Source organism: Thioalkalivibrio sp. ALJ1 (genome assembly GCF_000745395.1).
GTDB lineage: Bacteria > Pseudomonadota > Gammaproteobacteria > Ectothiorhodospirales > Ectothiorhodospiraceae > Thioalkalivibrio.
Window position 1 is genome coordinate 1611250 of sequence record NZ_KN050684.1, and the last position, 25538, is coordinate 1636787.

Annotated in this window: 24 protein-coding genes, 1 pseudogene and 2 riboswitches; of the genes and pseudogenes, 16 read left to right on the forward strand and 9 right to left on the reverse strand. The window is 65.3% G+C overall.

From position 1 onward, the window contains the following. Positions 1-199: 199 nt before the first annotated feature. Positions 200-1108, reverse strand: coding sequence for a carboxylating nicotinate-nucleotide diphosphorylase (gene nadC / locus F462_RS09990; RefSeq protein ID WP_038053791.1), 909 nt, complete (start codon positions 1106-1108; stop codon positions 200-202). Continuing rightward, positions 1098-2489, reverse strand: a complete 1392-nt coding sequence (locus tag F462_RS09995; protein ID WP_038053793.1) for an alanine/glycine:cation symporter family protein — start codon at positions 2487-2489, stop codon at positions 1098-1100. Before F462_RS09995 ends, nadC begins: the two co-directional genes overlap by 11 nt. Before the next feature lie 191 nt (positions 2490-2680). Here F462_RS09995 and F462_RS10000 point away from each other — a divergent pair, with 191 nt between their 5' ends. From F462_RS10000 to F462_RS10035, 8 genes and pseudogenes are all read left to right on the forward strand, one after another. After that, entirely contained in the window at positions 2681-3601 is a 921-nt protein-coding gene (locus F462_RS10000) for a ZIP family metal transporter (RefSeq protein WP_038053796.1), read from the forward strand. Positions 3602-3887: 286 nt separating this feature from the next. Next, a riboswitch (glycine riboswitch) is annotated at positions 3888-3989 on the forward strand. 1 nt (position 3990) lies between these two features. Next, a riboswitch (glycine riboswitch) is annotated at positions 3991-4101 on the forward strand. Positions 4102-4221: 120 nt separating this feature from the next. After that, on the forward strand, positions 4222-5322 hold the full coding sequence (gcvT, locus tag F462_RS10005; RefSeq protein ID WP_026181518.1) for a glycine cleavage system aminomethyltransferase GcvT: 1101 nt from the start codon (positions 4222-4224) through the stop codon (positions 5320-5322). Positions 5323-5395: 73 nt separating this feature from the next. Then, positions 5396-5788, forward strand: a complete 393-nt coding sequence (gene gcvH, locus F462_RS10010) for a glycine cleavage system protein GcvH (RefSeq protein ID WP_018140680.1) — start codon at positions 5396-5398, stop codon at positions 5786-5788. 84 nt (positions 5789-5872) lie between these two features. Further along, on the forward strand, positions 5873-7231 hold the full coding sequence (gene gcvPA / locus F462_RS10015; protein ID WP_038053801.1) for an aminomethyl-transferring glycine dehydrogenase subunit GcvPA: 1359 nt from the start codon (positions 5873-5875) through the stop codon (positions 7229-7231). 64 nt (positions 7232-7295) lie between these two features. Beyond that, positions 7296-7823: a thiol peroxidase gene (gene tpx / locus F462_RS10020; RefSeq protein ID WP_018140682.1), complete on the forward strand. Its 528-nt coding sequence runs from the start codon at positions 7296-7298 to the stop codon at positions 7821-7823. Between the two features lie 81 nt (positions 7824-7904). Beyond that, complete coding sequence (gene gcvPB, locus F462_RS10025) at positions 7905-9413, forward strand: aminomethyl-transferring glycine dehydrogenase subunit GcvPB (protein WP_018140683.1); 1509 nt, start codon at positions 7905-7907, stop codon at positions 9411-9413. 426 nt (positions 9414-9839) lie between these two features. After that, positions 9840-10595, forward strand: a pseudogene (locus F462_RS10030) (GGDEF domain-containing protein); the annotation flags it as partial. Between the two features lie 24 nt (positions 10596-10619). Next, entirely contained in the window at positions 10620-10979 is a 360-nt protein-coding gene (locus tag F462_RS10035) for a diacylglycerol kinase (RefSeq protein WP_018140686.1), read from the forward strand. 41 nt (positions 10980-11020) lie between these two features. On the opposite strand, the gene F462_RS10040 is transcribed toward F462_RS10035, so the two are convergent. Beyond that, on the reverse strand, positions 11021-12109 hold the full coding sequence (locus F462_RS10040; RefSeq protein ID WP_038053810.1) for a zinc ABC transporter substrate-binding protein: 1089 nt from the start codon (positions 12107-12109) through the stop codon (positions 11021-11023). Positions 12110-12188: 79 nt separating this feature from the next. Here F462_RS10040 and znuC point away from each other — a divergent pair, with 79 nt between their 5' ends. Together znuC and znuB are read left to right on the forward strand one after the other, a co-directional pair. Beyond that, positions 12189-12998 (forward strand): zinc ABC transporter ATP-binding protein ZnuC, encoded by an 810-nt coding sequence (gene znuC, locus F462_RS10045; protein ID WP_038053825.1) that lies wholly within the window; start codon positions 12189-12191, stop codon positions 12996-12998. Further along, the gene (znuB, locus tag F462_RS10050) at positions 12995-13816 is read left to right on the forward strand and encodes a zinc ABC transporter permease subunit ZnuB (RefSeq protein ID WP_018140689.1); all 822 of its coding nucleotides are present in this window, start codon (positions 12995-12997) and stop codon (positions 13814-13816) included. Before znuC ends, znuB begins: the two co-directional genes overlap by 4 nt. Before the next feature lie 282 nt (positions 13817-14098). On the opposite strand, the gene F462_RS10055 is transcribed toward znuB, so the two are convergent. Genes F462_RS10055 through lgt form a run of 3 tightly spaced genes read right to left on the reverse strand, consistent with a single transcriptional unit; the run spans position 14099 to position 16240 of the window. Next, positions 14099-14593, reverse strand: coding sequence for a dihydrofolate reductase (locus F462_RS10055; RefSeq protein ID WP_038053828.1), 495 nt, complete (start codon positions 14591-14593; stop codon positions 14099-14101). Positions 14594-14604: 11 nt separating this feature from the next. Next, positions 14605-15423 carry a thymidylate synthase gene (locus F462_RS10060; protein ID WP_038053831.1) on the reverse strand — a complete coding sequence of 273 codons (819 nt, stop codon included), beginning with the start codon at positions 15421-15423 and terminating at the stop codon, positions 14605-14607. Between the two features lies 1 nt (position 15424). Beyond that, positions 15425-16240 (reverse strand): prolipoprotein diacylglyceryl transferase, encoded by an 816-nt coding sequence (gene lgt / locus F462_RS10065; RefSeq protein WP_018874884.1) that lies wholly within the window; start codon positions 16238-16240, stop codon positions 15425-15427. 101 nt (positions 16241-16341) lie between these two features. Between lgt and F462_RS10070 the strand changes: the two genes are divergently transcribed. From F462_RS10070 to F462_RS10095, 6 genes are all read left to right on the forward strand, one after another. Continuing rightward, on the forward strand, positions 16342-18378 hold the full coding sequence (locus tag F462_RS10070) for a thioredoxin domain-containing protein (RefSeq protein ID WP_038053835.1): 2037 nt from the start codon (positions 16342-16344) through the stop codon (positions 18376-18378). 153 nt (positions 18379-18531) lie between these two features. Further along, a complete protein-coding gene (locus tag F462_RS10075; RefSeq protein WP_018140694.1) occupies positions 18532-18945 on the forward strand; it encodes a rhodanese-like domain-containing protein in 414 nt (137 codons plus the stop codon). A gap of 164 nt (positions 18946-19109) precedes the next feature. Beyond that, positions 19110-19925 (forward strand): GNAT family N-acetyltransferase, encoded by an 816-nt coding sequence (locus F462_RS10080; RefSeq protein WP_018140695.1) that lies wholly within the window; start codon positions 19110-19112, stop codon positions 19923-19925. 4 nt (positions 19926-19929) lie between these two features. After that, the gene (locus F462_RS10085) at positions 19930-20670 is read left to right on the forward strand and encodes a lysophospholipid acyltransferase family protein (RefSeq protein WP_018140696.1); all 741 of its coding nucleotides are present in this window, start codon (positions 19930-19932) and stop codon (positions 20668-20670) included. A gap of 23 nt (positions 20671-20693) precedes the next feature. Then, positions 20694-21935, forward strand: a complete 1242-nt coding sequence (locus F462_RS10090) for a glycosyltransferase family 4 protein (RefSeq protein ID WP_038053839.1) — start codon at positions 20694-20696, stop codon at positions 21933-21935. Next, entirely contained in the window at positions 21910-22440 is a 531-nt protein-coding gene (locus F462_RS10095; protein ID WP_208854136.1) for a phosphatase PAP2 family protein, read from the forward strand. Before F462_RS10090 ends, F462_RS10095 begins: the two co-directional genes overlap by 26 nt. Before the next feature lie 178 nt (positions 22441-22618). Here F462_RS10095 and F462_RS10100 read toward each other — a convergent pair whose 3' ends face one another. The 3 genes from F462_RS10100 to glcF form a co-directional block, all read right to left on the reverse strand. Continuing rightward, positions 22619-22948 carry a hypothetical protein gene (locus F462_RS10100; RefSeq protein ID WP_018140699.1) on the reverse strand — a complete coding sequence of 110 codons (330 nt, stop codon included), beginning with the start codon at positions 22946-22948 and terminating at the stop codon, positions 22619-22621. A gap of 72 nt (positions 22949-23020) precedes the next feature. Then, positions 23021-24205: a pyridoxal-phosphate-dependent aminotransferase family protein gene (locus F462_RS10105; RefSeq protein WP_038053842.1), complete on the reverse strand. Its 1185-nt coding sequence runs from the start codon at positions 24203-24205 to the stop codon at positions 23021-23023. Between the two features lie 64 nt (positions 24206-24269). Beyond that, the gene (glcF, locus tag F462_RS10110; protein ID WP_038053845.1) at positions 24270-25535 is read right to left on the reverse strand and encodes a glycolate oxidase subunit GlcF; all 1266 of its coding nucleotides are present in this window, start codon (positions 25533-25535) and stop codon (positions 24270-24272) included. Positions 25536-25538: the final 3 nt, after the last annotated feature.

The window sequence follows — 25538 nt, forward strand, 5'->3', positions numbered from 1 at the left end:
GCGGACATCTGGAGGTCGTTGGTCCTGGGTGCCAGCCACGACCACCGGTAAGCTGGACCGGAGGAGACACCGTAAACACGGACATCGGACCCAACCTGGCCACCAGTGGTAGGCCGTTAGACGAGGCCACGCAAGTACTGGATGCGCCGCGGCGGCCTTCTCACCGGGGCGTCTGGCGCTGAGAGGGGGCAGGGGCGGGTTAGTCGAGGCGGAGGGAGTAGTCGATGGCGTGGAGATGCTTGGTCAGGGCGCCGACCGAGATGTAGTCCACGCCGGTGGCCGCGATCGCCGTCAGGGTGTCCGGTGTGACCCCACCGGAGGCCTCGGAGATCGCACGGCCGCGGATGTGTTGCACGGCGGTGGCCAGGTCTTCCGGGGACAGCTCGTCAAGCATGATCACGTCGGCCCCGGCCGCCAGGGCCTGCTCGACCTCGTCGAGATTCTCCGTCTCCACCTCCACCCAGCGCCCGGCACCCCGTGTGCGTGCCCGTTCGACCGCTGCGGCGATGGAGCCGCAGGCGGCGATGTGGTTTTCCTTGATCAAGACGGCATCCCACAGGGCGAGGCGGTGGTTGTAGCCGCCGCCGCAGCGCACCGCGTATTTCTGTCCGTGCCGCAGCCCGGGCAGGGTCTTGCGGGTATCGAGGATGCGACTTCCCGTGCCGTCCAGGCGCGCGACCCAGCGAGCGGTCTCGGTGGCCGTTCCGGACAAGGTCTGTAGTAGGTTCAGTGCGGCGCGTTCCGCAGCGAGCACCGCGCGGGCCGGGCCTTCCAAAGTCGCGATAGTCTGCGGGCCATGGGGGATGTCCACGTGGCTGCCCTCGGCGACCAGCCAGGCGATCCGGGTTTCCGGGGCGAGACTGGTGAACGCGCGCTCGAACCAGGCCTGGCCGCAGACGATGGTGGGCTCCTTGAGCAGCAGGGTCGCACGGGCCATGTGGTCGGCCGGGACCAGAGCGGCGGTGAGGTCGCCCTCCATTCCATTAGGGCCCAGGTCCTCGCTCAGGGCGGCCTCAACCTCGCGCACCAGCGTTGCCGCATCCGGGCGTGCAGGGCCTTGCGCGAACGGATCGGTGGCAGCGGCCGTGCCGTTCCCCCTATCCGTCATGGCGATCCGGCATCGGGCGATGCGCCACGTAGTCGTCACGCAGTTTCTTGACGAGGCCGGCCAACAGGATGAGCGCAATCAGGTTGGGGGCGGCCATCGCGATGTTGGCGATGTCGGAGAAGTTCCAGACTACGCCCAGCGGGATGGTCGCGCCGATCACGATCAGGATGACGAATACGATGCGATATGGCATCACCGCGTTCTCGCCGAACAGGAAGTAGGCCGAGCGGTCGCCATAGTAGGACCAGGCGATCATGGTGGAAAAGGCGAATAGCATCAGACTGATCCCGACCACCATGGCGCCAAACGGACCCAACGTGGAGCTAAAGGCGGTCGCGGTCAGCGAGGCCCCGACGACGTCGTCGGCACGGTCGATATAGGCGCCGGTGACGACGATGGCCAGACCGGTCAGGGTGCAGACCACGATGGTGTCGATGAACGGCTCGAGCATGGCCACCGAACCCTCGCGCGGCGGATCACCGTTCTTGGCCGCGGCGTGCGCCATGGCCGACGAACCCAGACCCGCCTCGTTGGAGAACATGCCGCGCGCGACCCCATACTGGATGGCGAGACCAATCGCGCCACCGCCTGCAGCCCAGGGGTTGAGCGCGAGGTTCAAGATGGTACCAATCGCGGCCGGGACGGCCTCGATGTTGGCGACGATCACCACGAAGGCGCCCAGCATGTAGATCACGGCCATGAACGGGACGATGGTGGAGGCGATCATCGCGATGCGCTTGACGCCACCAATGATGACCAACGCCACCAGCACCGCCATGGTGAGGCCGATGATCAGGGCCATCCAGCCCATGATGTCGTCGTCGGCGCGCAGGTCCGGCACGATGAAGGTCAGGCCGTCGACGACCGAGTTGGCCTGCACCATGTTGCCGATGCCGAAGGAGGCGATCAGGGTGAAGGCGGCGAACAGGATCGCCAGCTTCTTCATCTTGAGTCCGTGGAGCAGGGTGAACATCGGCCCGCCGGCGATGCTCCCGTCCGGGGCAATCTCGCGGTAGCGCACCGCCAGGGTGGTTTCGGCGAACTTGGTTGCCATGCCGAAGAATGCGGTCACCCACATCCAGAATAGGGCCCCGGGGCCGCCGAGGGCGATCGCTGTGGCCACGCCCGCGATGTTCCCGGTGCCGATAGTGCCAGACAGCGCGGTCGACAGCGCCTGGAAGGGCGATATCTGGCCGGTGCCACCGGCACGCCCGTCGGTGCCGCGCAGGGCGCGCCAGCCTTCGCGGAATGCCACCACCTGGACCAGACCCAGGCGAATGGTGAGATAGAGCCCGGTGCCCAGAAGCAGGATCAGGGTGATCGGGTTGCCCCAGAGCAGGCCGGCGGTGTCGCCGAGGAACTGGTCGATGGTGTCGAGCATCACGAGGTCCTTGTGGTCCGTTGGTGCCGCTGCAGCATGGTCTGAAAACTCTACCGCGCGTCGCCCGTGTTTACGATAGGTTATGCGTACCTCAGTGATAGTAATTTGCTGTGGAACACCATGGGCTGGCGGGGCTCCATGAAGTAAGTCGATGGGTACTCTCCCACCACGCCAACGTTCAAGGATCGAGCATGAGCGACGCCCCCCATTCTTTGCCTGAGGACGATCACACCAAGCCGGTGCCCCGGATCTTCCTGGTCGGCTCGCTGGTCGCGCTGGCGGCCTTTATCTGGCTGATCAGCCTGGTCTGGCCCACGCTGGAAGACCGGGCCGCGGACATGAGTACGCTGCAAATTGGGCTTCTGGCGAGTTTTGTCGCCGGCCTGATGACGGCGGTGGGCGCCATCCCGATCTTCTTCCTGCGCCGCATCAGTCAGTCGGTGGAGGACGCAATGATGGGCTTTGGCGCGGGTGTAATGCTCTCCGCCACGGCCTTCGAGCTGGTCCTGCCATCGGTGGAGCAGGCGGAGCTTCAGTACGGTGGGGTGGGCATGGCGATCGTTGTACTGTCAGTGGGCATGGCCCTTGGCGGTGGTGCGTTGCTCGCGTTGCACAAGTGCGTCCCGCACGAGCATTTTCACATTGGCCCGCAAAGTGGGGCGGACCCCGCGAAGATTCGCCGGGTCTGGCTGTTCATCTTTGCCATTGCCCTGCACAACCTGCCAGAGGGTCTGGCCGTGGGTGTGGGCTTCGGCGGGGATGATGTCAGCGATGGGATCACCCTGGCGATCGCGATTGGTCTGCAGAACATGCCCGAAGGTCTGGTGGTGGCAATCGCCCTCTTGTCGCTGGGCTACAGCAAGTGGGCGGCCTTCGGCGTGACGCTGCTGACAGGACTGGTTCAGCCGATTGGGGGGCTGATCGGGGCGGGTGCCGTTACGCTGATGGAGTTCCTGTTGCCCTGGGGACTGGCGTTTGCGGCCGGCGCGATGCTGTTCGTGATCAGCCACGAAATCATTCCCGAGTCGCACCGGAAAGGGCATGAGGCCCAGGCCACGGTGGGGGTCCTGGTCGGCTTCGTCGTCCTGCTTGCGATCGACATGGCGTTGTAGGGCGCGCGCAGAGTGTCGCCACTGGCACCGTCATTGCGAGGAGCCGAAGGCGACGAAGCAACCTCCGAAAGCTGGCGGAGCGTCACGATCAGCATCCGGTGGTTTCGGACGGAGGTTGCCGCGTCGCCTTCGGCTCCTCGCAATGACGGTGCTTTTTGGATGCATGAGGGGGTAGGTAACGGGGCAGGCCGCGGCGGCGGAATAGTGGCGCGGCCCGTCCGGGCTTTCGCAGCGAGGGTATTTTGGTCTACAATTAGTTTCGTCTGCGGGTGCTCGACAATGCCCGCACACCGTTCTGGAAGAGATCTGCGATCGCGAGTCGATTGGCAGACGCCGAAGGCGCAACATCCGCCCGGAATCGCTCAGGCTACAGGACCGGAACGGTGCAGGAGACACACTCTGGAGAGCGGCCGGAAACGGTCCACCGAAGGGGGCGGCCGTGCAGCGCAGATGCAGCTGACACGGCGCAAACTCTCAGGTTTCAGGACAGAGGGGCGGCTGGCAGATTCACTCTGCCGGCCGCCCCTTTTTTTATGCCCGGAGCACGGCGGCCGGGCCTCGTGGTTCCACTGGCGGATGCCGGCGAACTGACCACCATACGGACGCAAGGCGAGAATGTGATGACGACGTTGAAGACAACTCCGCTCCATGCCGCGCATCAGCGCGCGGGGGCCAAGCTGGTCGATTTCGCCGGCTGGGAGATGCCTCTGCACTACGGCTCCCAGATGGAAGAGCACAAGCGCGTACGCGAATCCGCTGGCATGTTCGATGTCTCGCACATGCAGGTCGTGGATATCCACGGCCCGCAGGCTCAGGCGTTTCTGCGTTACCTGCTGGCGAACGACGTGGCCAAGTTGAAGACCGAAGGCCGCGCCCTGTACAGCTGCATGCTGAATGAGTCCGGCGGCGTGATTGATGACCTGATCATCTATTGGACCGGTGGCGCCAGCTACCGCGCCGTGGTGAATGCGGCGACCGCCGAGGGTGATATCGCGCACATGCAGAAGGTGGCGCAGGACTTCGACGCCACGGTCGCGCCGCGTCCGGAGTTTGCGTTGATCGCGATCCAGGGCCCGCAGGCAGTGGAGAAGACCCTGCCGTTGTTGCCACCCGATCTGCGCTCGGCCGGGGATCTCAAGCCCTTTTCCGCGGTCTGGAATGACAAGTGGTTCGTCGCCCGCACCGGGTACACCGGCGAAGATGGCTTCGAGGTGATGCTGCCGGCGGAGGAGGCCGACGGTCTCTGGGAGAAGCTCAAGGACGCTGGCGTGCACCCCATCGGCCTCGGCGCCCGCGACACCCTGCGCCTGGAGGCCGGCATGAATCTCTACGGCACGGATATGGACGACCAGACCAATCCGCTGACGGCCAACCTTGGCTGGACCATCGCCCTGAAGGATGCCGATCGCGATTTCATTGGTCGCAAGCCGATCGAGCAGTCAAAGGCCGAGGGTGTGAAGGAACACATGGTTGGGCTGGTGCTGGACGGTCGCGGGGTGCTGCGTGGTGGCACCCGCATCGAGACCGAGGCCGGCGATGGCGTGGTGACCTCCGGTAGTTTCTCCCCCAGTCTCGGTGTGTCGGTCGCCTTTGCGCGAATCCCGGCCGGGGTCGAGGCCGAGGAGCTGCACGCGGACATCCGCGGACGCAAGCTGCCGGTGCGGGTGGTGAAGCCGGTGTTTGTCCGAAATGGCGAGCCGCAGATCGAACTCAAGAGCTAACTAGAATTGCCTCATCCCGCCTGCGCCGGACTACACTGCGCAGGCGGGATCCAACAAGCAAAAGGAAGACGTCATGAGCGAAGCACCGAAGGACCTGAAGTACACCAAAAGCCACGAGTGGGTGCGCAGCGAGGCGGATGGCAGCGTGACCGTGGGGATTACCGATCACGCGCAGGAACTGCTGGGTGATCTGGTGTTTGTCGAAGCCCCGGAGGCTGGCAGCAGCATCGAGGCCGGCAGCGCCTGTGCGACCGTGGAATCGGTCAAGGCCGCCTCCGATATCTATGCGCCGATCTCTGGCGAGGTGACCGAGATCAACGAGGAGCTGGCCGACAGCCCCGAGAAGGTCAATGAGTCGCCCTTCGAGGACGGCTGGCTGTTCAAGGTGCAGCCGTCCGATGCCGGCGAGCTGGATGCCCTGATGGACGCGGATGCGTATGCCGCGCACGTCGAGGCGGAATCCTGAGCGTAGCCGCGTATCACCGGTCCCGGCCGCGTCCGGCCGGGACCCAACCGAACGTTGCCGTAACCGGCAAAAGCGAGACCTGACATGCCGTTTATCCCGCATACCGAAGAAGACATCCGCGCCATGCTCGATCGCATCGGTGCCGATTCCGTCGAAGACCTGTTCGACGAGATCCCGGCCGATCTGAGCTCGCCACCGCTCACCGGGATTCCCGAGGGCGAGAACGAGATGGGCATTGCTCGCCTGATGCAGGAGCGGGCCGCGCTGGACGGCATGCCATCGAATTTCATCGGGGCCGGTGCATACGAGCACCACATCCCGGCCGCCGTGTGGCAGATCGCCACCCGCGGCGAGTTCTACAGCGCCTACACGCCGTACCAGGCGGAGGCCAGCCAGGGCACGCTGCAGCTGATCTACGAATACCAGACGATGATTAGCCGCCTGACCGGGATGGAGGTCTCCAATGCCTCGCTGTATGACGGTGCCTCCGCTTTGGCCGAGGCCGTGCTGATGGCGGTGCGCGTGAATCGCCGTTCCAAGGCCAAGCGCGTGTTGCTGCCAGGGGCGCTGCACCCGGATTACCGCAAGGTGGTGAAGACACTGATCGGCAACCAGGGCATCGATCTGGTGGAACTGCCGTTCGACGAGACCACTGGCCAGACCCCGGTGGACGCTCTGGCGCCACATGCGGACGAGGACGTCACCGCCATGGTCATCAGTCAGCCGAACTTCTTCGGCATCCTGGAAGACGTGGATGCCCTCACCGGCTGGGCCGAGGAACGCGGCATCCCTGTGATCGCCGTGGTGAACCCGGTCTCGCTGGCGCTGCTGAAGCCGCCGGGCGAGTGGGGCACCAACGGCGTGGATATCGTGGTCGGCGAGGGCCAGCCGCTGGGCGCACCACTGTCCTCCGGCGGGCCGTACTTCGGCTTCATGACCACGTTGAAGAAGCACATCCGGCAGATGCCGGGGCGTATCGTTGGTCGTGCCGAGGATGCCGACGGCAAGCCCGGCTTCGTGCTGACCTTGCAGGCGCGTGAGCAGCATATCCGCCGTTCCAAGGCGACTTCGAACATCTGCACCAACCAGGGCCTGGTGGTCACGGCCGCGACGATTCACATGTCGTTGCTGGGTGACGAGGGCCTGACCCGCGTCGCCGAGGCCTGCTATGCGAACACTCACGCCCTGGTGGAGAAGCTGGCCGCGAAGGGGATCAAGCCGCGCTTTACCGGCGAGTACTTCCACGAGGTTGCGCTGGACTTCGGCGGCGATGCCGCAACCCGGGTGCAGGCCATGGCCGACGCCGGCGTACTGCCGGGCTTCGAGCTGGGTCGCGACTACGCCCAGCTGGAAGGCTGCGTGCTGGCCTGTGCCACCGAGACCAAGACCGAATCCGACCTGGAGCAGTACGTGACGACCTGGGAGCAGGCGAAGGCCGCCTGAGTCTATACATAACCCCAGGGTCACCGACCTGACGTGCCATATACACAACGCCTAGGAGGCAATCATGGCCGAAATCAAGCTGCAAGGTAATCCGATCAACACCAACGGCGACCTGCCGCATGTGGGCTCGCCGGCCCCGGACTTCAAGCTGACCAACAAGGATCTGCAGGACGTCTCGCTGGGCGATTTTGGTGACAAGCGCAAGCTGATCTCCATCGTACCCAGCCTGGACACCCCGGTCTGTGCCGACTCGACCAAGAAGTTCAACGAGATGGTGGCCAGCCGTCCGGACCTGGAGATCCTGATCGTCTCCGCCGACCTGCCGTTCGCGATGAGCCGCTTCTGCGCCGCCGAGAGCCTGGAGCGCGTGACCGTGCTGTCGATGATGCGCGATCGCAATTTCGCCAAGGACTACGGCGTGCTGATCCAGGACGGCCCGCTGGCCGGGATCACCGCGCGTGGCGTCGTCGTGCTGGACACAGACAACCTGGTGATGCACGCCGAGCTGGTCTCCGAGATCGGCGACGAGCCGGACTACGACGCCGCGTTCGCGGCCCTGGATGACCGGGCCAACCTGAGTCCGACCCAGTAATCGGCCGGACCGGATCCGCGCCGCCGGTGCCCGGGTTTGTGCCCGGTCACCGTTACCCGAATACGCAAGCGAGAAACCGCTATGAGCACCACTGATGCCAATCTGATCTTCGAACGTTCCCGCGCCGGCCGCTCGGCCGTGGCCCAGGCCCCGCGCGACCACGCGGCGACCCGCATCCCCGCGAACCTGCAGCGCAAGTCAGCCCCGGGTCTTCCGGCTGCCTCGGAACTGGACGTGGTGCGGCATTACACGCGGTTGTCGCAGAAGAACTTCTCCATCGACACCGAGTTCTACCCGCTGGGCTCGTGCACGATGAAGTACAACCCGCGCGCCTGTAACAGCCTGGCGATGCTGCCCGGATTCCTGAACCGGCATCCACACGCCCCGGCCAGCCACAGCCAGGGCTTCCTACAGACCATGTTCGAGCTGCAGGAGATGCTGAAGGAAGTGACGGGCATGAAGGCCGTGTCGCTGGCGCCGATGGCAGGTGCGCAGGGCGAGTACACCGGCGTGGCCATGATCCGGGCTTACCACGACGCCCGCGGCGATACCGAGCGCCGCGAGATCATCGTCCCGGATGCCGCACATGGCACCAATCCGGCGACCGCGATCATGTGCGGCTACGAGGTGCGCGAGATCCCCACCGACGAGACCGGCGACGTGGATATCGAGGCCCTGAAGGCCGCGGTGGGCCCGCAGACGGCTGGGATCATGCTGACCAATCCGTCAACCGTGGGCGTGTTCGAGCGGCGGATCTCCGAGATCGCGAAGATCGTCCATGACGCCGGCGGCCTGCTGTACTACGACGGCGCGAACCTGAACGCGATCCTCGGCAAGGTGCGCCCGGGCGACATGGGCTTCGACGTGATCCATATGAACCTGCACAAGACCTTCTCCACGCCGCACGGCGGCGGTGGGCCGGGTTCTGGTGCCGTGGGCGTCTCCGAGCGTCTGCTGCCGTTCATGCCGATCCCGCACGTGATCGAGGCGGAGCAGGGTGGTTATCGCCTCGCCGAGGAGTCTGATCGTCCGCAGAGCATCGGGCGCTTGTCGGCCTTCGGCGGGAACGCCGGCGTGCTGCTGCGCGCCTACGTCTACATGCGCATGCTGGGGCGCGAGGGCATGGTGCGGGTCTCTGAATTCTCGACCCTGAACGCCAACTACCTGGCGCGAGAACTGGCGGCGGCCGGGTTCGATCTGGCCTATCCCAAGCGCCGCGCCACTCACGAGTTCATCGTGACGATGAAAAAACAGGCCAAGGAGCGCGGCCTGACGGCCGGGGACGTGGCCAAGCGGCTACTCGACCACGGCTACCACGCGCCGACCACCTACTTCCCGCTGCTGGTCCCGGAGTGCCTGTTGGTGGAGCCGACCGAGACCGAGTCGAAGGAGACGCTGGACGGCTTCGTCGAGGCGATGGCCTGCATCCTGGCCGAGTCGGAGAACGACATGGAAACCATCAAGAGTGCGCCGCATAACCTGCCGAACCGCCGCTTCAACGAAGTGGCCGCGGCCAAGGCGCTGGATGTGGTCTTCCAGCCGGTAGACGAGGGGGACGACAACGCCCCGCGGACCGGTACCCACGGTTAGAGGTACGTCTGTCTACATCCCGGGCATATGCCCGGTAAAACGCCCCCGTAGATCGGGGGCGTTTTCGTTTTGAGGGGGAGTAAGCGCGTTTCTGTAGGGAAAAGCCCCAACCCAACGGATTATCTGGTATTTTCTGGATACATTCTACCAATCCATTGCCAGGTCCGAGGGCAAGGGAAACGCTCATTACGTTTCCGGCAAAGCCTCCACATAGAGGGGCAGCAAGACGGGCAAGGAAAACAATGAGTGAGCTTTGTTCCATCCACGGCTATGCGGCGCTGTTCGAACATGCGCCGGTGGGGCTGGCCGAGATGGATACCGACGGGCGCATCCTGCGCGCTAATCCCTGCCTTGGGGCCCTGCTGGCCTGTGATCCGGCGGATCTGGCCGGCGCCACCCTGGAAGCGCACGTCTGTCCGGACGACCGCGATGCTGGAGGCCGTGCACCCGGACGACCGACCGCGGGTGGAGGCGGTTTTCCTGTCTGCCGATTTCGGGGATGGCACGGCCGACGAGACCTTCCGGATCCGTCGGCCGGACGGCGAAGAACGCTGGGTCCGGGTCCGCCGCTACCCGATCACGGATGCCGACGGGCAGGTGACGCGTGTGGCGGGGACGGCGGTCGATATCACCGAACTGAAGGCGACCCAGCAGGCACTGGAGCGTAACCAGGCCGAGCTCGAGCGTCAGGCCTTCTACGACCGACTGACGGGGGTCGCCAACCGGCGCTACTTCGAAAGCCTGCTGGATCGGGAGGTCCAGCGTGCCGAGCGCTACGGCCAGGTTTTTTCGCTGGTAATGTTCGATCTGGATCATTTCAAGGACGTGAACGATACCTACGGACACGCCATAGGGGATGCCGTTTTGCAGGACGTTACGCGGGTCGCAGGCGAGCGCCTGCGCAGCTCGGATGTGCTCGGACGCTGGGGCGGCGAGGAGTTTATGGTTCTGCTTCCAGGTGACGGGGCGGAGACCGGTGCTCGGGTGGCCGAGGCAATCCGAGCGCGGGTGGCCGGGCATGCCTTCCCTCGTGTGGGTGAGGTCACCGTCAGTCTCGGCGTGGCGGAGTTTTATGCCGAAGAGCCGCGCAGTGAACTGCTCCGAAGGCTCGACGAAGCCATGTACCGCGCCAAGCGCGAGGGCCGAAACCGAGTGGCGGTGGCGGCGCCTCCCGCGTCATGAGCCGGCGATCCCGGGAGTACCCGTATGGCGGATAGCGGGCGGCGCGGGTTCAGCCGCGTGTGGCATGCGTTTGGCTATTCCTGGCGGGGTCTTTGCGAGGCCTTCCGTCATGAGTCCGCGTTCCGTCAGGAGCTCGCGTTGGTGGCGGTACTGGTGCCCGTCGCCGTTTGGCAGGGCGAGACAGGGGTGGAGCGGGCGTTGTTGGTGGGGAGCCTGTTGTTGATTCTGGTGGTGGAGCTGCTGAACTCTGCGGTGGAGGCGGCGGTTGACCGTTTCGGCGACGAACGCCACCCGCTATCCGCCCGCGCCAAGGACATGGCCTCGGCGGCGGTGCTGCTCAGTTTCGTGAATGCCGGCGTGGTCTGGTTGCTCGTGCTTTGGTGATCCCCCGGCGGCCGGCGGGCCACCAGGGGCGTACTTACACCTCAGTTGGCGGTCAGGCATTCCTCAAGGCTATCGGCCATCCCACGCATCAGTTCGAACCAGGCGTCCGGGCCGGGTTCCAGGTCGGAGCCGACGGGGTCCAGTATGCCCAGGCGCGTATCGGTGCCTTCGGCTACGGTCTCCGCCAGGGCCGGACGGAACTGAGGTTCGGTAAACAGGCAAACGACGTCGCCATCGGCGACCCGTTCGCGCAACTCGCTAATGCGCCGTGCGCCGGGGCTGCGCGAGGGGTCGATACTGATCGAGCCGGCGGCGGTCAGCCCGTAGTGTTGTTCGAAGTATTGGTAGGCGTCGTGGAAGACGATAAAGGCCCGATCGCGTATCGGCTCGAGCTGTTGAGCCAGTTGATCATCCAGGTCATTGATGCGTTCAAGCAGGGCATCCCGGTTGGACGCGATAGTGTCTGCGCGTTCCGGGTCCCATCCCATCATGCGGTCGGCGAGTTGCTCCGTAATCGAGCGCACCAACACCGGTGACAGCCAAATGTGAGCATCGTAATGACCGTGATGATGGTCGTGCTCGTGTCCATGGTCGCTGTGGTCATGCCCGTGGTCGTGCTCGTGTCCATGGTCGCTGTGGTCATGCCCGTGGTCGTGCTCGTATCCATGGTCGTTGTGGTCATGCCCATGGCCATCCTCGTGCCCATGATCGTCATCATGGCCGTGATCATGGTGATCATGTTCCCAGACACCGCCTTCGCGGGTGGGCTTGAGTTCTAGATCGAGGTCGTCCATCAGGCTGACGATCTCGCGGTTCCCGGATCGACGTAACGGGCGTTCGAGGAAGGTTTCCATGTCCGGCCCAACCCAGACCACCATGTCCGCGTTTTGCAGGCGGCGCGCCTCCGAGGGGCGCATGGAATAGCCATGGGGGGATGCGTTGGCCGGGACCAGCAGCTCGACCTCGTAGGCATCCCCGGCCAGCGCGGCAACGATACTGTGAATCGGTAGAATGGTCGCCACGATGCGCGGCTTGTCCGCAAGGGCACTGGCCGGGACCGTAAGGGCGAGCACGGTAACCAGACTGGTCAGGAACGCGAGCCCAAAGGGGCGGCGGTGGCGCGATGGCATGGTGTGGTCTCCAAGGGTGTCTGAAGCAACGTTCCGAACGTTATAGTATATCAATTTGCAGAAGGGAAGCCCCGTCACCATGCCCAAGCCCGGACTCGACCAAAAGCCGCTGCTGGACGCCCGCGATATCTCCCTGGAATTCGGTGGCAAGCTGATCCTTGACCGGGTTTCGGTGCAGATTCAGCCTGCCGAAGTCGCGGTGGTGATTGGTCCCAACGGCGCGGGCAAGACTTCGCTGTTGCGCGTCTTGCTGGGGCTCTGGTCGCCGACGCGGGGTCGCGTCCAGCGACGATCCGGTTTGCGTATTGGCTATATGCCCCAGCGCTTGCAGATCGAGCCGGTATTGCCACTGTCCGTGCATCGCTTTTTAACCCTGCGCCAGCGGGCCGCGAAGGAGGAGCTGCTTGCACGCCTGGAGCAGGTGGGCGTCCCGCATCTGTTAGGCAAGGCGGTGCAATCGCTCTCCGGTGGCGAAATGCAGCGAGTTCTGCTGGCGCGCGCCCTGCTGAATCGACCGAATCTGTTGGTGCTGGACGAGCCGGCTCAAGGGGTCGATGTTGTTGGCCAGGGGGAGGTCTTCCGCCTGATTGATGACATCCGCAGAGAGACCGGCTGCGGGGTCCTGATGGTCTCGCACGACCTGCACCTGGTAATGGCCGGCGCCGATGCCGTGATCTGCTTGAACCAGCATGTCTGCTGTACCGGGCGACCGGAGGAAGTTTCGCGCCATCCCGAGTACCAGCGCCTTTTCCCGACGGGCGATGTGCAGGGCATTGGGATCTACAGGCACGAGCACAACCATGTCCACGACCTCCATGGCGAGGTGCATGACCTGCATGGACATGGCACGGACGATTGCCATCACGAACATGGAACAACCAAACGATGATCGAGGGGTGGCTGGACGACTTCCTGGTGCGCGCCGTGCTGGCGGGGCTGATGGTGGCTGCTGTGGCCGGGCCGCTGGGTGCGTTCGTGGTCTGGCGGCGCATGGCCTACTTTGGTGACACGATCTCGCATTCCGCCTTACTGGGCGTGGCGCTTGGCTTCCTGCTCGGGTTGAACCTGAACCTGATGGTCACGCTGGTCTGCGTCTTGATCGCGGTATTGCTGGTGTTCCTTCAGCGGCGCCAGGAGCTGGCCTCGGACACCCTGCTCGGCATCCTGGCGCATAGCGCTCTGTCGCTAGGGATTGTTGCGGTCACGTTCATCGAGGGTTTGCGGGTCGATCTGATGGCCTATTTGTTCGGGGATATCCTCGCGGTGGGTACGAACGACCTGTTGGCGATTGCAATCGGTGGAGGCATTGCGCTGGTGATGCTGATGCTGTTGTGGCGTCCCTTGCTCGCGCTGACGGTTCATGAAGAACTGGCGCGCGTCGAAGGGGTTCCCGTAGTGGCCGTGCGTCTGGGTTTGATGCTCCTGATCGCATTGGTGATTGCGGCAGCGATGCAGGTGGTGGGGGTGCTGCTGATTACCGCGCTGATGATCATCCCGGCGGCTAGTGCGCGTCGCTTCGCGGCCACCCCCGAGCAGATGGCTGTACTCGCGGCGGTCCTTGGGATGCTGGCCGTGGGAGCCGGACTATGGGGTTCGTTTGTCTACGACACGCCGACGGGGCCGTCCATCGTGGTGGCCGCCATGCTTGGCTTCATCCTGATCCACCTGTTGCCCGGCCGCCTCTTCGCCCCGTTTGGCGGACGCTGAAACCCCTTATTCACCACGAAGCACACGAAGGCACGAAGAAAAGCTAGGGAGACGCGGACGTGCGATTCAATCAGCGTCTCCTTAACAGGAAGATGAGAAGATTTGAAGGATGATATGAATCTGGGCGAACCGGCGTGCAAAAATCTGTGCCGGAGGCACAGACCCATTTCAGAATCCTTCCTGACTTCCTTTCTTCCTGTCCAAGCTTTTTGCTTTTGACCTTGGTTTTCTTCGTGCCTGCGTGCGCTTCGTGGTGAACAAAAAGGGTGCCGGGACACTGTGTCAGCGGCGGCGTTCGAGGCGTTCGAAGGTGAAGGGGCAGGCATGGCGGTCGTCGGCTTCGTGGTGTTCGGACCAGACGACGTCCCATTCCGCGGGGTCTATCGCGGGGAAGTACGTATCCCCGGCGTGGCACTCGTGCACGCGCGTCAGGTGCAGCACGTCGGCCCGGGACAGGGCCTCCTCGAACAGACCCGCGCCGCCGATCACGAAGGCCGGGCCTGTCTCGATGGTGGCCAGGGCGGCGTCCAGGTCGTTGTAGACCTCGACCCCGTCGGCCTGCCAGCCGGCCTGGCGGGTCAGGACCAGGTTGCGCCGCTTCGGTAGCGGCCGCCCGATGGACTCGAAGGTGCGCCGTCCCATGATCATCGGGTGGCCGTCGGTCACGCGCTTGAAGTGCTGCAGGTCCTTCGGCAGATGCCAGGGCAGGTCGTTGTCGCGCCCGATCACATGATCCGGATCAAGCGCGACCATCAGGTGGATCTCGGGTTGAGCCAAGGCGGGACTCCTTAAATGGCGATGGGCGCCTTGATTGGGGGGTGCGACTGGTAGTCGCGGACCTCGATGTCGTCGAAGGTGAAGGCGAACAGGTCGGTCACGTCCGGATTCAGGTGCAGGCTGGGGAGGGGCAGGGGCTCGCGCCCGAGCAGCTCTTCCACTTGTTCCTGGTGGTTTCGGTAGAGGTGCGCATCGCCAAAGGTGTGCACGAACTCGCCAGGCTTCAGGCCGACCACCTGGGCAATCATGTGGGTCAGCAAGGCATAGCTGGCAATGTTGAACGGCACCCCGAGGAACACATCCGCGCTGCGCTGGTAGAGCTGGCAGGACAGGCGGTCGTCCGCCACGTAGAACTGGAACAGGGTGTGGCAGGGCGCGAGCGCCATGCGCCCGGCCTGGGCGTTTTCCTGGGGCGAAACCGATTCGTCGGGCAGGTCCGCCACGTTCCAGGCACTAATGATGTGGCGCCGGGAATGCGGCCGGTTTTTAAGATTGTCGATCAGTTCGACCAGCTGGTCATGGCCGGCCCAGTTGCGCCATTGCGCGCCGTAGATCGGACCCAGGTCCCCAGAGTCGGTGGCCCACTCGTCCCAGATGCGGACCTTGTGCTCGCGCAGGTAGTCGATGTTGGTGTCGCCGGCGATGAACCACAGCAGTTCATGGATTACCGAGCGCAGGTGAGTGCGCTTGGTGGTGACCAGCGGGAAGCCGTCGGCCAGGTCGAAGCGCATCTGGTAGCCAAACACCGAGCGCGTGCCGGTTCCGGTGCGGTCCGGGCGATCCGAGCCGTGGTCGCGGATGTGGCGCACCAGGTCCAGGTATTGCTGCATCTCAGGGGGTCTCCGGAGCAGGGCGCGCGGCCGGCAGCGGGTTGCGCCGCGACCAGACGATCAGGATCACGCCGAACAGGATGACTGGCAGGCTCAGGACTTGCCCCATGGTCAGCCAGTCGAATGCGAGGTAGCCGATATGCGCATCCGGTACTCGGACGAACTCGACCAGGAAGCGGAAGCTGCCGTACAACGTCAGGAACAGGCCCGAGATCAGGCCGGTGCGGCGCGGCTGGCGCGAGACCAACCACAGCACCACGAACAGCACCAGGCCCTCAAGGAAGGCCTGATAGAGCTGCGAGGGGTGGCGCGGGACGTAGTCCGCGGCCGGGAAGACCATGGCCCAGGGCAACTCGGTGGGCTTGCCCCAAAGTTCGCCGTTGATCCAGTTGCCGATGCGTCCGGCCCCGAGGCCGATCGGGATTAGTGGGGCGATGAAGTCGGTCAGCCGGAAGAAGGGCTGGCCGATCTTGTGCGCATACAGCCAACAGGTGACCAGCACCCCAGCGAGTCCACCGTGGAAGGCCATGCCACCTTCCCATACGCGGAACAGGCTCAAGGGGTCGGCGAGGGTGGTATCCAGGTTATAGAACAGCGCGTAGCCGAGTCGTCCGCCGATGATGACCCCAAGCACGCCCCAGAAGAGCAAATCGCCGACCTGCCAGGGGTGTAGCGGGTCCCAGTTGCGGGTGCGCGTGCGCCATACGCCGAGGCCCCAGAACGCGGCGAAGCCGACCAGGTACATCAGCCCATACCAGTAGAGCGTCAGCGGGCCAACGGACAGGGCGACCGGATCGATAAACGGGTGCGTGGGCATGGGCGCTTGCGGATGAAAAACCGGCTGCACATGCTACTCGGCCTGGCGACCTTGTGCACCTGCATGTTGTTCGCCGGATTCACTTGCAAGGAGGCCGCGCGATGAACCGACTGGCCGGGGCCAGCAGCCCCTATCTGCTGCAGCACGCCGACAACCCCGTGGACTGGTATCCCTGGGGCGAGGCGGCATTGGAGCGTGCCCGCCGCGAGGACAAGCCGATCCTGCTGTCGATCGGCTATTCCGCCTGCCACTGGTGCCACGTGATGGCGCACGAGTCCTTCGAGGACCCGGCCACCGCCGAGGTGATGAACGCGCGCTTCATCAACATCAAGGTGGACCGCGAGGAGCGCCCGGATCTCGACCGCATCTACCAGAACGCGCACATGCTGTTGTCGCAGCGCCCTGGGGGCTGGCCGCTGACGGTCTTTCTTACTCCGGACCAGGTGCCGTTTTTTGCGGGCACCTATTTCCCCAGCACGCCGCGCCACGGGCTGCCGTCGTTCGTGGATCTGATGACCCGGATCTCGGACTTCCTGACGGAGCATCCGGAGGAAATCCAGCGCCAGAACGACTCACTGCAACAAGCCCTGGGGCGAATTTATCGCCCTGCGGGTGGCGAGATCCCGGCGCTCAGTGTCGTTGACAAGGGGCGAGCCGAACTCGCGCAGACCTTTGATGAGTCTTTCGGCGGATTCGGCGATGCCCCAAAGTTCCCGCACCCGGCCTCGCTTGAATGGCTGGCCTGGCATGGCGCGCGCCATGGCGACACCGAAGCGCAACGCATGTTGCATCGAACCCTGGACGCGATGGCGGCCGGGGGCATCTTCGATCAGGTGGGTGGTGGTTTCTGCCGCTATTCAGTGGACGCCCGCTGGATGATCCCGCACTTCGAGAAGATGCTCTACGACAACGGCCCGCTGCTGGGGCTTTACGCTGAACGCGCGGCTGGGGGCGACGATCGCTCGCGGCGGGTGGTCGAGCAGACGGTTGGCTGGCTGGGGCGCGAGATGCGCGACGCCTCCGGTGCCTTCTATTCGAGCCTGGATGCAGATTCCGAAGGTGAGGAAGGGCGGTTCTACGTCTGGGATCCGGAGACCGTCGAAGGCCTGTTGCCGGCGGACGAGTGGGGGGTCGCCAGCCGGGTTTGGGGCCTGAACGGCCCGGCCAATTTCGAAGGGCGCTGGCACCTGCACGAAGTGGTGCCATTGGCAACGGTCGCCGATGCCCTGGGGATCGACGAGGTGGAGGCGGATCGGCGTCTGGACCGTGCGCGGGCGCGGTTGCTGGTGGCGCGCGAGAGCCGCGTGCGGCCGCACCGTGACGAGAAGATCCTGGGCGCCTGGAACGCCCTGATGATCACCGGTCTGGCGCGCGCGGCGCGCGCCCTGGAGCGACCGGAATGGCTGCACCTGGCGCGTGATGCGATGTCCGCCGTGCGCGAGCAGCTGTGGCGCGACGGGGGGCGGCTGTACGCCAGTGTGCGCGAGGGGGCGACCGGCGCGATGCCGCGCGCCTATCTCGACGATCACGCCCTGTTGCTGGAGGCCACACTGGCGTTGCTGGAGACCGAATGGGACAGCGACCTGCTGGGCTGGGCCGTCACCCTGGCCGATACCCTGCTGGCGGAATTCGAGGACCGCGACCACGGCGGTTTCTTCTTTACCGCCCGCGATCACGAGGCCCTGATCCAGCGACCGAAGGTGTATGCCGACGATGCCATGGCCAACGGCAACGGTATCGCGGCGCAGGCCTTGCAGAAGCTCGGGTTCCTGCTGGCCGAGCCACGGTACCTCGAGGCGGCCGAGCGCACCCTGGCCAATGCCGGCCCGATGATCGAACAGGCCCCGGTGGGTCACATGAGCCTGCTGATGGCGCTGGACATCCACTACCAGCCGCCGGCCCTGGTCGTGCTGCGCGGGGCGACTGGTGACCTGCCCGGGTGGCAGCAGCGCCTGCGGGCGCAGGCTGCCCCGGTCTGGGCGTTCGCGATCCCGACCGATGCCGGCAACCTGCCCGCCGCGCTGGCGGAGAAGGCCGCCCCGGAGACGGGTGTGCGTGCCTATCTCTGCCGCGGCCTGCAATGCGAGGCGCCCGTGACTGACCCTTCGGCGCTGGACAGCGCGCTCTTACAGGGTTGAAACGCCTGGTCGCATACCCACGGTAGAATGAGTCGGGTGGTAGGAGCCTGCTTGCAGGCGAATGCTCCTGCCCATGTCCGGCTCTGGCAGGGGCTTCGCCTGCAAGCAGGCTCCCACAAAAACATCCAGATTATTGCAGAAGGGAAGGTTCGAATGAGCGAGAAGAAGTTGATGGATTTCGTCGCCGAGGCGCGGAAGAACGTGAAGGAGATCGCCCCGGACGACCTCGCCGAGAAGATGGAGCACGGCGAGGACTGGCTGGTAGTCGACGTGCGCGAGCCCTACGAGTACGAAAAGATGCATGTGCCGAACTCCATCCTAGTCCCGCGTGGTCTGCTCGAGGGCGCGGCCGATCCGAATACCCCGCACCGCATCGACGCGCTGGTGAATGCGCGCGAAAAGCCGGTCGCCGTGATGTGCGCCACCGGTGGCCGTGCGGCAATGTCGGTGCAGCGCTTGCAGGATATGGGTTTCACCCAGGTGTTCAACATCGCGGGCGGCATCAAGAGCTGGGAAGGCGAAGACCTGCCGGTCGAGTCCGGCGCCTATACGGGTCCGCTGCCATAGTGTTGTCGGCGGCACGGGGACGATGAGTGCGCCCGTGCCGCCGTTGGTTGTGAAGATCATCAGGCATCGATCGGACGAAGGATTCATCCGGTCGTCATCATTTCTACATGGGGTGGTCAAACGGGCGGCGTAGTCTCCGGGACAGTTCAATCGGAGGTCGCCCCATGACCGCACCGCATCTCGCCCCGCCGATCCCGGACGCGGGCACCGAAAGTGCCTACCGTGTCCACCTGGCCTCCAGCCCCGCAGACCTGGAAGCCGCCCAGCGTCTGCGCCACGAGGTCTTTGCCGGTGAGATGGGTGCGAATCTCCCGGATGGCGAAACGGGGCTGGATCGCGATCCGCTGGACCCGTTTTGCCATCACCTCCTGGTGCGCGACCGCCATTCCGGCGATGTCGTGGCCTGCACGCGCCTGCTGACCGAAGAGAGCGCCAGCACCGCTGGCGGCTTCTACTCGCTCTCCGAGTTCGAGTTGGGACCGCTGATGAATCTGCCGGGGCGGACACTCGAGATCGGTCGTACCTGCGTGGCGTCGAGCCATCGCCAGGGCGCCGCGATCAATGCCCTGTGGGCCGGGTTGGCGCGCTTCATGAACGCTCATCGCTACGACTACTTGATCGGGTGCGCGAGTCTGCCACTGAGCGAGCAGACGCCGTCTCAGCTGGCTTGGTTGCGCCTGTTTCACCGGGCCCCGTCACGCCTGCGGGTAACACCGCGTCGACCGCTGCCCAATTCCCTGACCATCTGCCATGGCACACCCAGCCGCACCGGCATGCCGCCATTGCTGAAGGCCTATCTGCGTCTCGGGGCCCGCGTGTGCGGGGAGGCGTGCTTTGATCCTGACTTTAATGTGGCCGACGTGCTCATTCTGCTGGATGTGCGCACCATGCCGGACCGTTACCATCGGCACTTCATGGGCGCTACGGCGCCGGTAAGCCGAGGAACGGAGCATGATCGGAACACTGCGGGCACTGGCTAGGCTGATGCGTATCGCGTTGCACATGCTGAGTGCGATCTGGTTGACCTGGCGAATGGCGCGCCGGGGCGACGACTTCGAGCAGCGCAGCCGGGTGCGTCGGGCCTGGTATGACCGCGCCCTGTGGATCGCCGGAGTCCGCGTGCGCGTCGAGGGCGAATTGCCGCCCCGCCCATCGCTGGTGGTGGCCAACCATGTCTCTTGGCTGGATATCCCGCTGATCGGGTCTACCGTCGACCCGTGCTTCCTGTCGAAGGCCGAGATCGCGCGCTGGCCGATCATCGGCTGGTTGGCGCGTCAGCACGATACCCGTTTCATCGAGCGTGGCGCTCATCAGGCCTCAGCCCATGTCGAGGCCATGCGCCAGGGGCTCGATGATGGGCGCCATTTCGTCGTGTTTCCCGAAGGGACGACCAGTCGTGGGGAGTTCGTGCGCCGCTTTCACCCCCGTCTGTTTGCAGCGGTCACGGGAAGTGGACATCCAGTGCAGCCGGTGGCGCTGGACTACGAGCGCGCGCCCAGCGGTCAGGTGCCTGCATCCTATGCCGATGATGATCGTCTGGTGGTGAGCGTCTGGAAGCTGCTGTGCCGCCGTGAGACGCCGGTGACACTGCACTTCCTGGCGCCGATGGAAACCGCTGATCAGGAGCGGCGCGACCTTGCTGAAGGGGCCCGCAATGCCATCGTCGGTACGTTGGGCCTTCCGGTCGACCCGCCTTCAGGACGCCAAACGCGCCGCGCCTCGTAGCGGCGACCGGGGCGGGGATCATCATGTCGTCACAGCCGAACACGGAATCCCGCCGCCCCTCCCGCATTTACCTCAAAGTCGCTCTGGTGACCGAAACCTGGCCGCCGGAGGTGAACGGTGTTGCGCATACCCTCGCACGTCTCGTCGAGGGTATGCGCGGCCGCGGTCACCATGTGCAGGTGCTGCGGCCGCACCAGCCGGGCAACCCGCAAGTCATTGTCGTGGATCCAGCGGAGCTGGACGCGCCCATGGATGAGCGGGCCCTCCCGGGTCTGCCGCTTCCGGGCTACAGCGGGTTGCGTCTGGGGCTTCCGGCCGGGCGGCGCCTGAAGGCGTGGTGGACCGAGGACCGGCCCGATGCGGTGTATATCGCAACCGAAGGCCCTCTTGGCCATTCGGCCTTGCGGGTCGCGCGCCGACTCGGGATTCCGGTCGCCTCGGGATTTCACACCCATTTTGACGGGTATGCCCGCTACTACGGCGTGGGTTGGCTGACGCCTCTGGTGCGGGCCGTTCTGCGGCGCTTCCATAATCGCTGTGATGTCACCCTGGCGCCCACGCAGGCGCTGGCGACCCATCTTGCGGAGCACGGGTTCGAACGGGTTCGGGTGATGGCAAGGGGTGTGGATACCCGGCGCTTCAGCCCGGCACGACGTTCCTCGCGTCTGCACAAGCAATGGCGTGCAGGGGGTGCGGGGCCGATCGTGCTGTACGTGGGCCGCCTCGCGCCGGAGAAGAATCTGGATTTGGTGGTGGAGGCCTTCCGTTCGTTGCAGGACCGCCTGCCGGATGCCCGCCTGGTGCTCGTGGGCGACGGTCCGTCGCGGGTGGCACTGCAGCGCGCCCATCCGGACCTGATCTTTACCGGGCAACAGGTTGGGCAGGCCCTGGCCCAACATTACGCCAGCGCGGATCTGTTCCTGTTTCCGTCTACCTCGGAGACCTTTGGCAACGTGGTGATTGAAGCCATGGCCAGCGGGCTCCCGGTGCTGGCCTTTGACACTGCGGCGGCGCATGAGCATGTCCTCAGTGGTGTCAGTGGCGCGCGCGTCCCCTACACCGGAGATCCCAATACCGACGCGGCCGCGTTCGTGACCGCCGCGGCGGAACTCGCCCAGGCCCCGGAGGCTTGGGACGAGATGGGGCGGTATGCCCGGACCCGTGCCCGGGGTCTCGACTGGGTCGAGGTGGTCGCGCAGTTCGAAACGGTTTGTATGGACATCCTCAAGGAGGCGCCCGATGCGAGTCCTGCAATGGATGGATGAGCTGGAGCTGGCGGTCTGCCAGCAGTTCAATCATTACAACCGCCGCCGGGCCATCAGCCGGTTCTTCGGTGCGGTCAGTCGCCTGGGCGACGGGGTATTGTGGTACGCGTTGATGCTCGCGCTGCCCATGATCCACGGACCGGAGGCGGCCTGGGTGAGCCTGCAGATGGCGGTAGTGGGGCTGGCCTCGCTGCCGGTGTACAAATGGCTCAAGCGGCGCACCAGCCGCCGCCGCCCCTGCCACCGTGATCGGCCCTTCGCGCGTACAGTTGCGCCCCTGGACGAGTTCAGCTTCCCCTCCGGACACACCATGCATGCGGTGGGCTTTAGCGTGATCCTGGTGGCCTGGTTGCCAGTCTGGGGCTGGCTGGTCGTGCCGTTCGCGCTACTGGTCGCCGCCTCGCGGCTGGTCCTGGCGCTGCATTATCCGAGCGACGTTGCAATGGGTGCCCTGATCGGGGCCTCGATGGCCGCCACTGTCCTGGGAGTGGTCAGCCTGCTCTGAGCCAAACCGCCATCGGTCTCGACGTCAGCTCGGCCGGAGCGCAACCGCCTTCATGCAGCCATCCCGGCCGCCGCGCAGCGAAGAGCCGGGATCTCCGTGAACACCCGGGATACAAGCGACCCGATCCCGGACGACCGCTACGCGGTTTCCGGGAGGACATTCATTGAAGATGCGGGGGTTAGCCGCGCGAGGCGAGGGCCTCTTCGTTGTAGGCGGCGTCGATGGTGACAATGGTTTTTTCCACCAGGCGGAAGCCCTCGACCGGGGCGTCGTCGCCCATGTACTTCAGTCGGGTTGGGCCGATGGACTTCACCGCTTCGGCTCGTTCCATGGTGGCGTCTGGGCTGTCGGAACCTGCGCCGTCCATCAGGGCGACCAGGACCTCGGCCGCAATGGGGTTGCGGTGTTCGCCGCTGCGCGCCTTTTCCAGTGACGCGGCGGGGTCGCCGTCCAGGAACACGCCGTCCATGTGTTCGTCCAGGTACTGCAGCAGTTCACTTAGCGTCATGGTGCGCCTCTCGTTGGGTCTCGAGGAGCCGCCAGCGCCCACAGGCGTGGCGACTACCGGTGATCGGTGGATTCAGCCCTGCTGCGCGTAGGCGGCCCGGGCGGCGGGCATCGCGCGGCCGGGGGTGACGGCCCCCATGTCGGCCAGCACGGCCTCCAGTGCGGACAGACACAGCAGTACGTTTTTCTCGTTCGCGCCATAGCCCATCAGGCCGATGCGCCAGACCTTGCCGGCGTACGGGCCAAGACCCGCGCCGATCTCCAGGCCGTAGCGCTGCAGGAGTTCGCCGCGCACTGCGGCCTCGTCCACGCCTTCCGGCACGTGCACCGCGTTCAGCTGTGGCAGACGATGCTCGGCATCCACCAGGAAACTGAGGCCCATCGCCTCGAGGCCGGCACGCAGTGCGTCGTGGTGCTGGTTGTGGCGTGACCAGCTGTTCTCCAGGCCTTCCTCGGCCAGGATCACCAGCGATTCGTGCAGGGCATACAGGGCATTGATCGGCGCGGTGTGGTGGTAGGCGCGCTTGCCGCCGCCGCCCCAGTAGCCCATGACCAGGTTCAGGTCGAGGAACCAGCTCTGCACCTTATGGCTGCGGGCCTGGATGCGCTCCACCGCTCGGTCGCTAAAGCTGACCGGGGACAGGCCCGGGGTGCAGGAGAGGCACTTCTGCGAGCCGGAGTAGATCGCGTCCACGCCCCAGTTATCCACGTACAGCGGGCTACCGGCGAGGCCGGTCACGGAGTCGACGATGGTCAGGCAGTCGTGGTCCTGTGCGAGCTTGCAGAGGGTCTCGACATCCGAGCGTGCGCCGGTGGAGGTCTCGGCGTGGACGAAGGCCAGGACCTTCGCATCCGGGTTGCCCTTCAGCGCGTCCTCGACCTTTTGCGGGGAGACCGGCGCGCCCCAGTCGTCCTCCACGACCACGGCAGTGGCGCCACAGCGCTCGACGTTCTCCTTCATGCGCGTGCCGAACACGCCGTTGATGCAGACGATGACCTTGTCACCCGGTTCGACCAGGTTGACGAAACAGGTTTCCATGCCGGCGGAGCCGGGGGCGGAGACCGGCAGGGTCAGCGCGTTGTTGGTCTGAAAGGCGTACTGCAGCAGGCCCTTCATCTCCTCCATCATGCCGACAAACACCGGGTCCAGGTGGCCGATGATCGGGCGGCTCATCGCGCTCAGAACACGCGGGTTCACATCGGAGGGGCCAGGGCCCATCAGGGTGCGCTGCGGGGGGAGAAAGGATTTTGCCTGCATGGATGCGTCTACCGGATTGGAAAAGAGGGAATCTAGATCGCCGTCCGGGCGCGGGCAAGCGCCCCTACGCACTGGCGGGAGTTGCGGGGCAGTGACGTTCGAACAGTGTGAGCCAGTGCTCGACCGGCGTCTCGGTCCCGGACTGCAGATGCGTCTGGCAGCCGATGTTCGCGGTGACGATGCGTGCAGGGCGCGCGGACTCGAGGTGGTCCAGTTTGCGCTGGCGCAGCCGGCCCGCCATTTCCGGCTGGAGGATCGAATAGGTGCCGGCCGAGCCGCAACAAAGGTGCGGTTCGGAGACCGGAAGCAGATGGAAGCCGGCGGCCTGCAACAGGGGTTCCACGCGACCCGCAAGCCCCTGGCCATGTTGCAGGGTACAAGGGGCGTGCCAGACGATGGATGGGTGGTCGTCGGGCGCCTGGATGCCGAGGCGGCGGATGGTCTCGGTGTCGAACAGTTCAACCGGGTCCCGCACCAGTGCCGCAAGGCGGGTGGCGGGTTCGGCATACGCAGGGTCTTCGGCCAGCAGATGTCCATAGTCGCGCAGCATCACGCCGCAGCCGCTGGCGGTGCTGACGACGGCGTCCACGCCATCCTCGAGCAGCGGTTCCCAGGCATCCAGATTGGCTCGGACCCGTTGGCGGGTGCGCTCCTCGAACGCCAGGTGGTGTTCCACCGCGCCGCAGCAGCGGGCCGCGCCGGCCTCGACTACCTCGATGCCGAGGCGCCCCAGCAACTGGCGGAGCGCGGCATTGATGCGGGCGTCGATCACATCGTGCACGCAGCCACCCAGCAGCAGGACGCGCCCGTGGGGGAAGCCCTTGGGTCTGTGTGCTCCGGCATCCGGATTGGTCTCTCGTGGCCGGTGTCGCTCGGGTACGCGGCGACGCAGCGCTCGGGGGAGGGCCGGCCGCGCGAGACGCCCCAGCCCGAGGGCCATACGGAACGGCCAGCGTGCGGGCAGGGTCCGCACCAGCAGGCTGCGCAGCAGGCGTTCGCGCCAGGGGCGCTGGAGGTCTTCCTCGATGACCTCGCGGCCAAACGCGACCAGGTGGTTGTAGTCCACGCCAGAGGGGCAGGTGGTCATGCAGTTAAGGCAGGTCAGGCAGCGATCCAGATGGGTACGCGTGGTGACATCCGCCTCGCCGTTCTCCAGGACCTGCTTGATCTGGTAGATACGTCCGCGCGGGCCATCCAGCTCGTCGCCCTGTTCCTGGTAAGTGGGGCAGGTCGCGTTGCAGAAGCCGCAGTGGACGCAGGCACGCAGGGCATCTTCCGCGATGCGGGCGGCGGGGTCGTCCTTGAAGCGTTCGTGGAGGCGGGTTTCCATTCG

Bases quoted from the DNA above. Each gene is read 5' to 3' on its own strand.
- nadC (WP_038053791.1), bottom strand. From the start codon at position 1,108: ATGACGGATAGGGGGAACGGCACGGCCGCTGCCACCGATCCGTTCGCG.
- F462_RS09995 (WP_038053793.1), bottom strand. From the start codon at position 2,489: ATGCTCGACACCATCGACCAGTTCCTCGGCGACACCGCCGGCCTGCTC.
- F462_RS10000 (WP_038053796.1), top strand. From the start codon at position 2,681: ATGAGCGACGCCCCCCATTCTTTGCCTGAGGACGATCACACCAAGCCG.
- gcvT (WP_026181518.1), top strand. From the start codon at position 4,222: ATGACGACGTTGAAGACAACTCCGCTCCATGCCGCGCATCAGCGCGCG.
- gcvH (WP_018140680.1), top strand. From the start codon at position 5,396: ATGAGCGAAGCACCGAAGGACCTGAAGTACACCAAAAGCCACGAGTGG.
- gcvPA (WP_038053801.1), top strand. From the start codon at position 5,873: ATGCCGTTTATCCCGCATACCGAAGAAGACATCCGCGCCATGCTCGAT.
- tpx (WP_018140682.1), top strand. From the start codon at position 7,296: ATGGCCGAAATCAAGCTGCAAGGTAATCCGATCAACACCAACGGCGAC.
- gcvPB (WP_018140683.1), top strand. From the start codon at position 7,905: ATGAGCACCACTGATGCCAATCTGATCTTCGAACGTTCCCGCGCCGGC.
- F462_RS10035 (WP_018140686.1), top strand. From the start codon at position 10,620: ATGGCGGATAGCGGGCGGCGCGGGTTCAGCCGCGTGTGGCATGCGTTT.
- F462_RS10040 (WP_038053810.1), bottom strand. From the start codon at position 12,109: ATGCCATCGCGCCACCGCCGCCCCTTTGGGCTCGCGTTCCTGACCAGT.
- znuC (WP_038053825.1), top strand. From the start codon at position 12,189: ATGCCCAAGCCCGGACTCGACCAAAAGCCGCTGCTGGACGCCCGCGAT.
- znuB (WP_018140689.1), top strand. From the start codon at position 12,995: ATGATCGAGGGGTGGCTGGACGACTTCCTGGTGCGCGCCGTGCTGGCG.
- F462_RS10060 (WP_038053831.1), bottom strand. From the start codon at position 15,423: ATGCAGCAATACCTGGACCTGGTGCGCCACATCCGCGACCACGGCTCG.
- lgt (WP_018874884.1), bottom strand. From the start codon at position 16,240: ATGCCCACGCACCCGTTTATCGATCCGGTCGCCCTGTCCGTTGGCCCG.
- F462_RS10070 (WP_038053835.1), top strand. From the start codon at position 16,342: ATGAACCGACTGGCCGGGGCCAGCAGCCCCTATCTGCTGCAGCACGCC.
- F462_RS10075 (WP_018140694.1), top strand. From the start codon at position 18,532: ATGAGCGAGAAGAAGTTGATGGATTTCGTCGCCGAGGCGCGGAAGAAC.
- F462_RS10080 (WP_018140695.1), top strand. From the start codon at position 19,110: ATGACCGCACCGCATCTCGCCCCGCCGATCCCGGACGCGGGCACCGAA.
- F462_RS10085 (WP_018140696.1), top strand. From the start codon at position 19,930: ATGCGTATCGCGTTGCACATGCTGAGTGCGATCTGGTTGACCTGGCGA.
- F462_RS10090 (WP_038053839.1), top strand. From the start codon at position 20,694: ATGTCGTCACAGCCGAACACGGAATCCCGCCGCCCCTCCCGCATTTAC.
- F462_RS10095 (WP_208854136.1), top strand. From the start codon at position 21,910: ATGCGAGTCCTGCAATGGATGGATGAGCTGGAGCTGGCGGTCTGCCAG.
- F462_RS10100 (WP_018140699.1), bottom strand. From the start codon at position 22,948: ATGACGCTAAGTGAACTGCTGCAGTACCTGGACGAACACATGGACGGC.
- F462_RS10105 (WP_038053842.1), bottom strand. From the start codon at position 24,205: ATGCAGGCAAAATCCTTTCTCCCCCCGCAGCGCACCCTGATGGGCCCT.
- glcF (WP_038053845.1), bottom strand. From the start codon at position 25,535: ATGGAAACCCGCCTCCACGAACGCTTCAAGGACGACCCCGCCGCCCGC.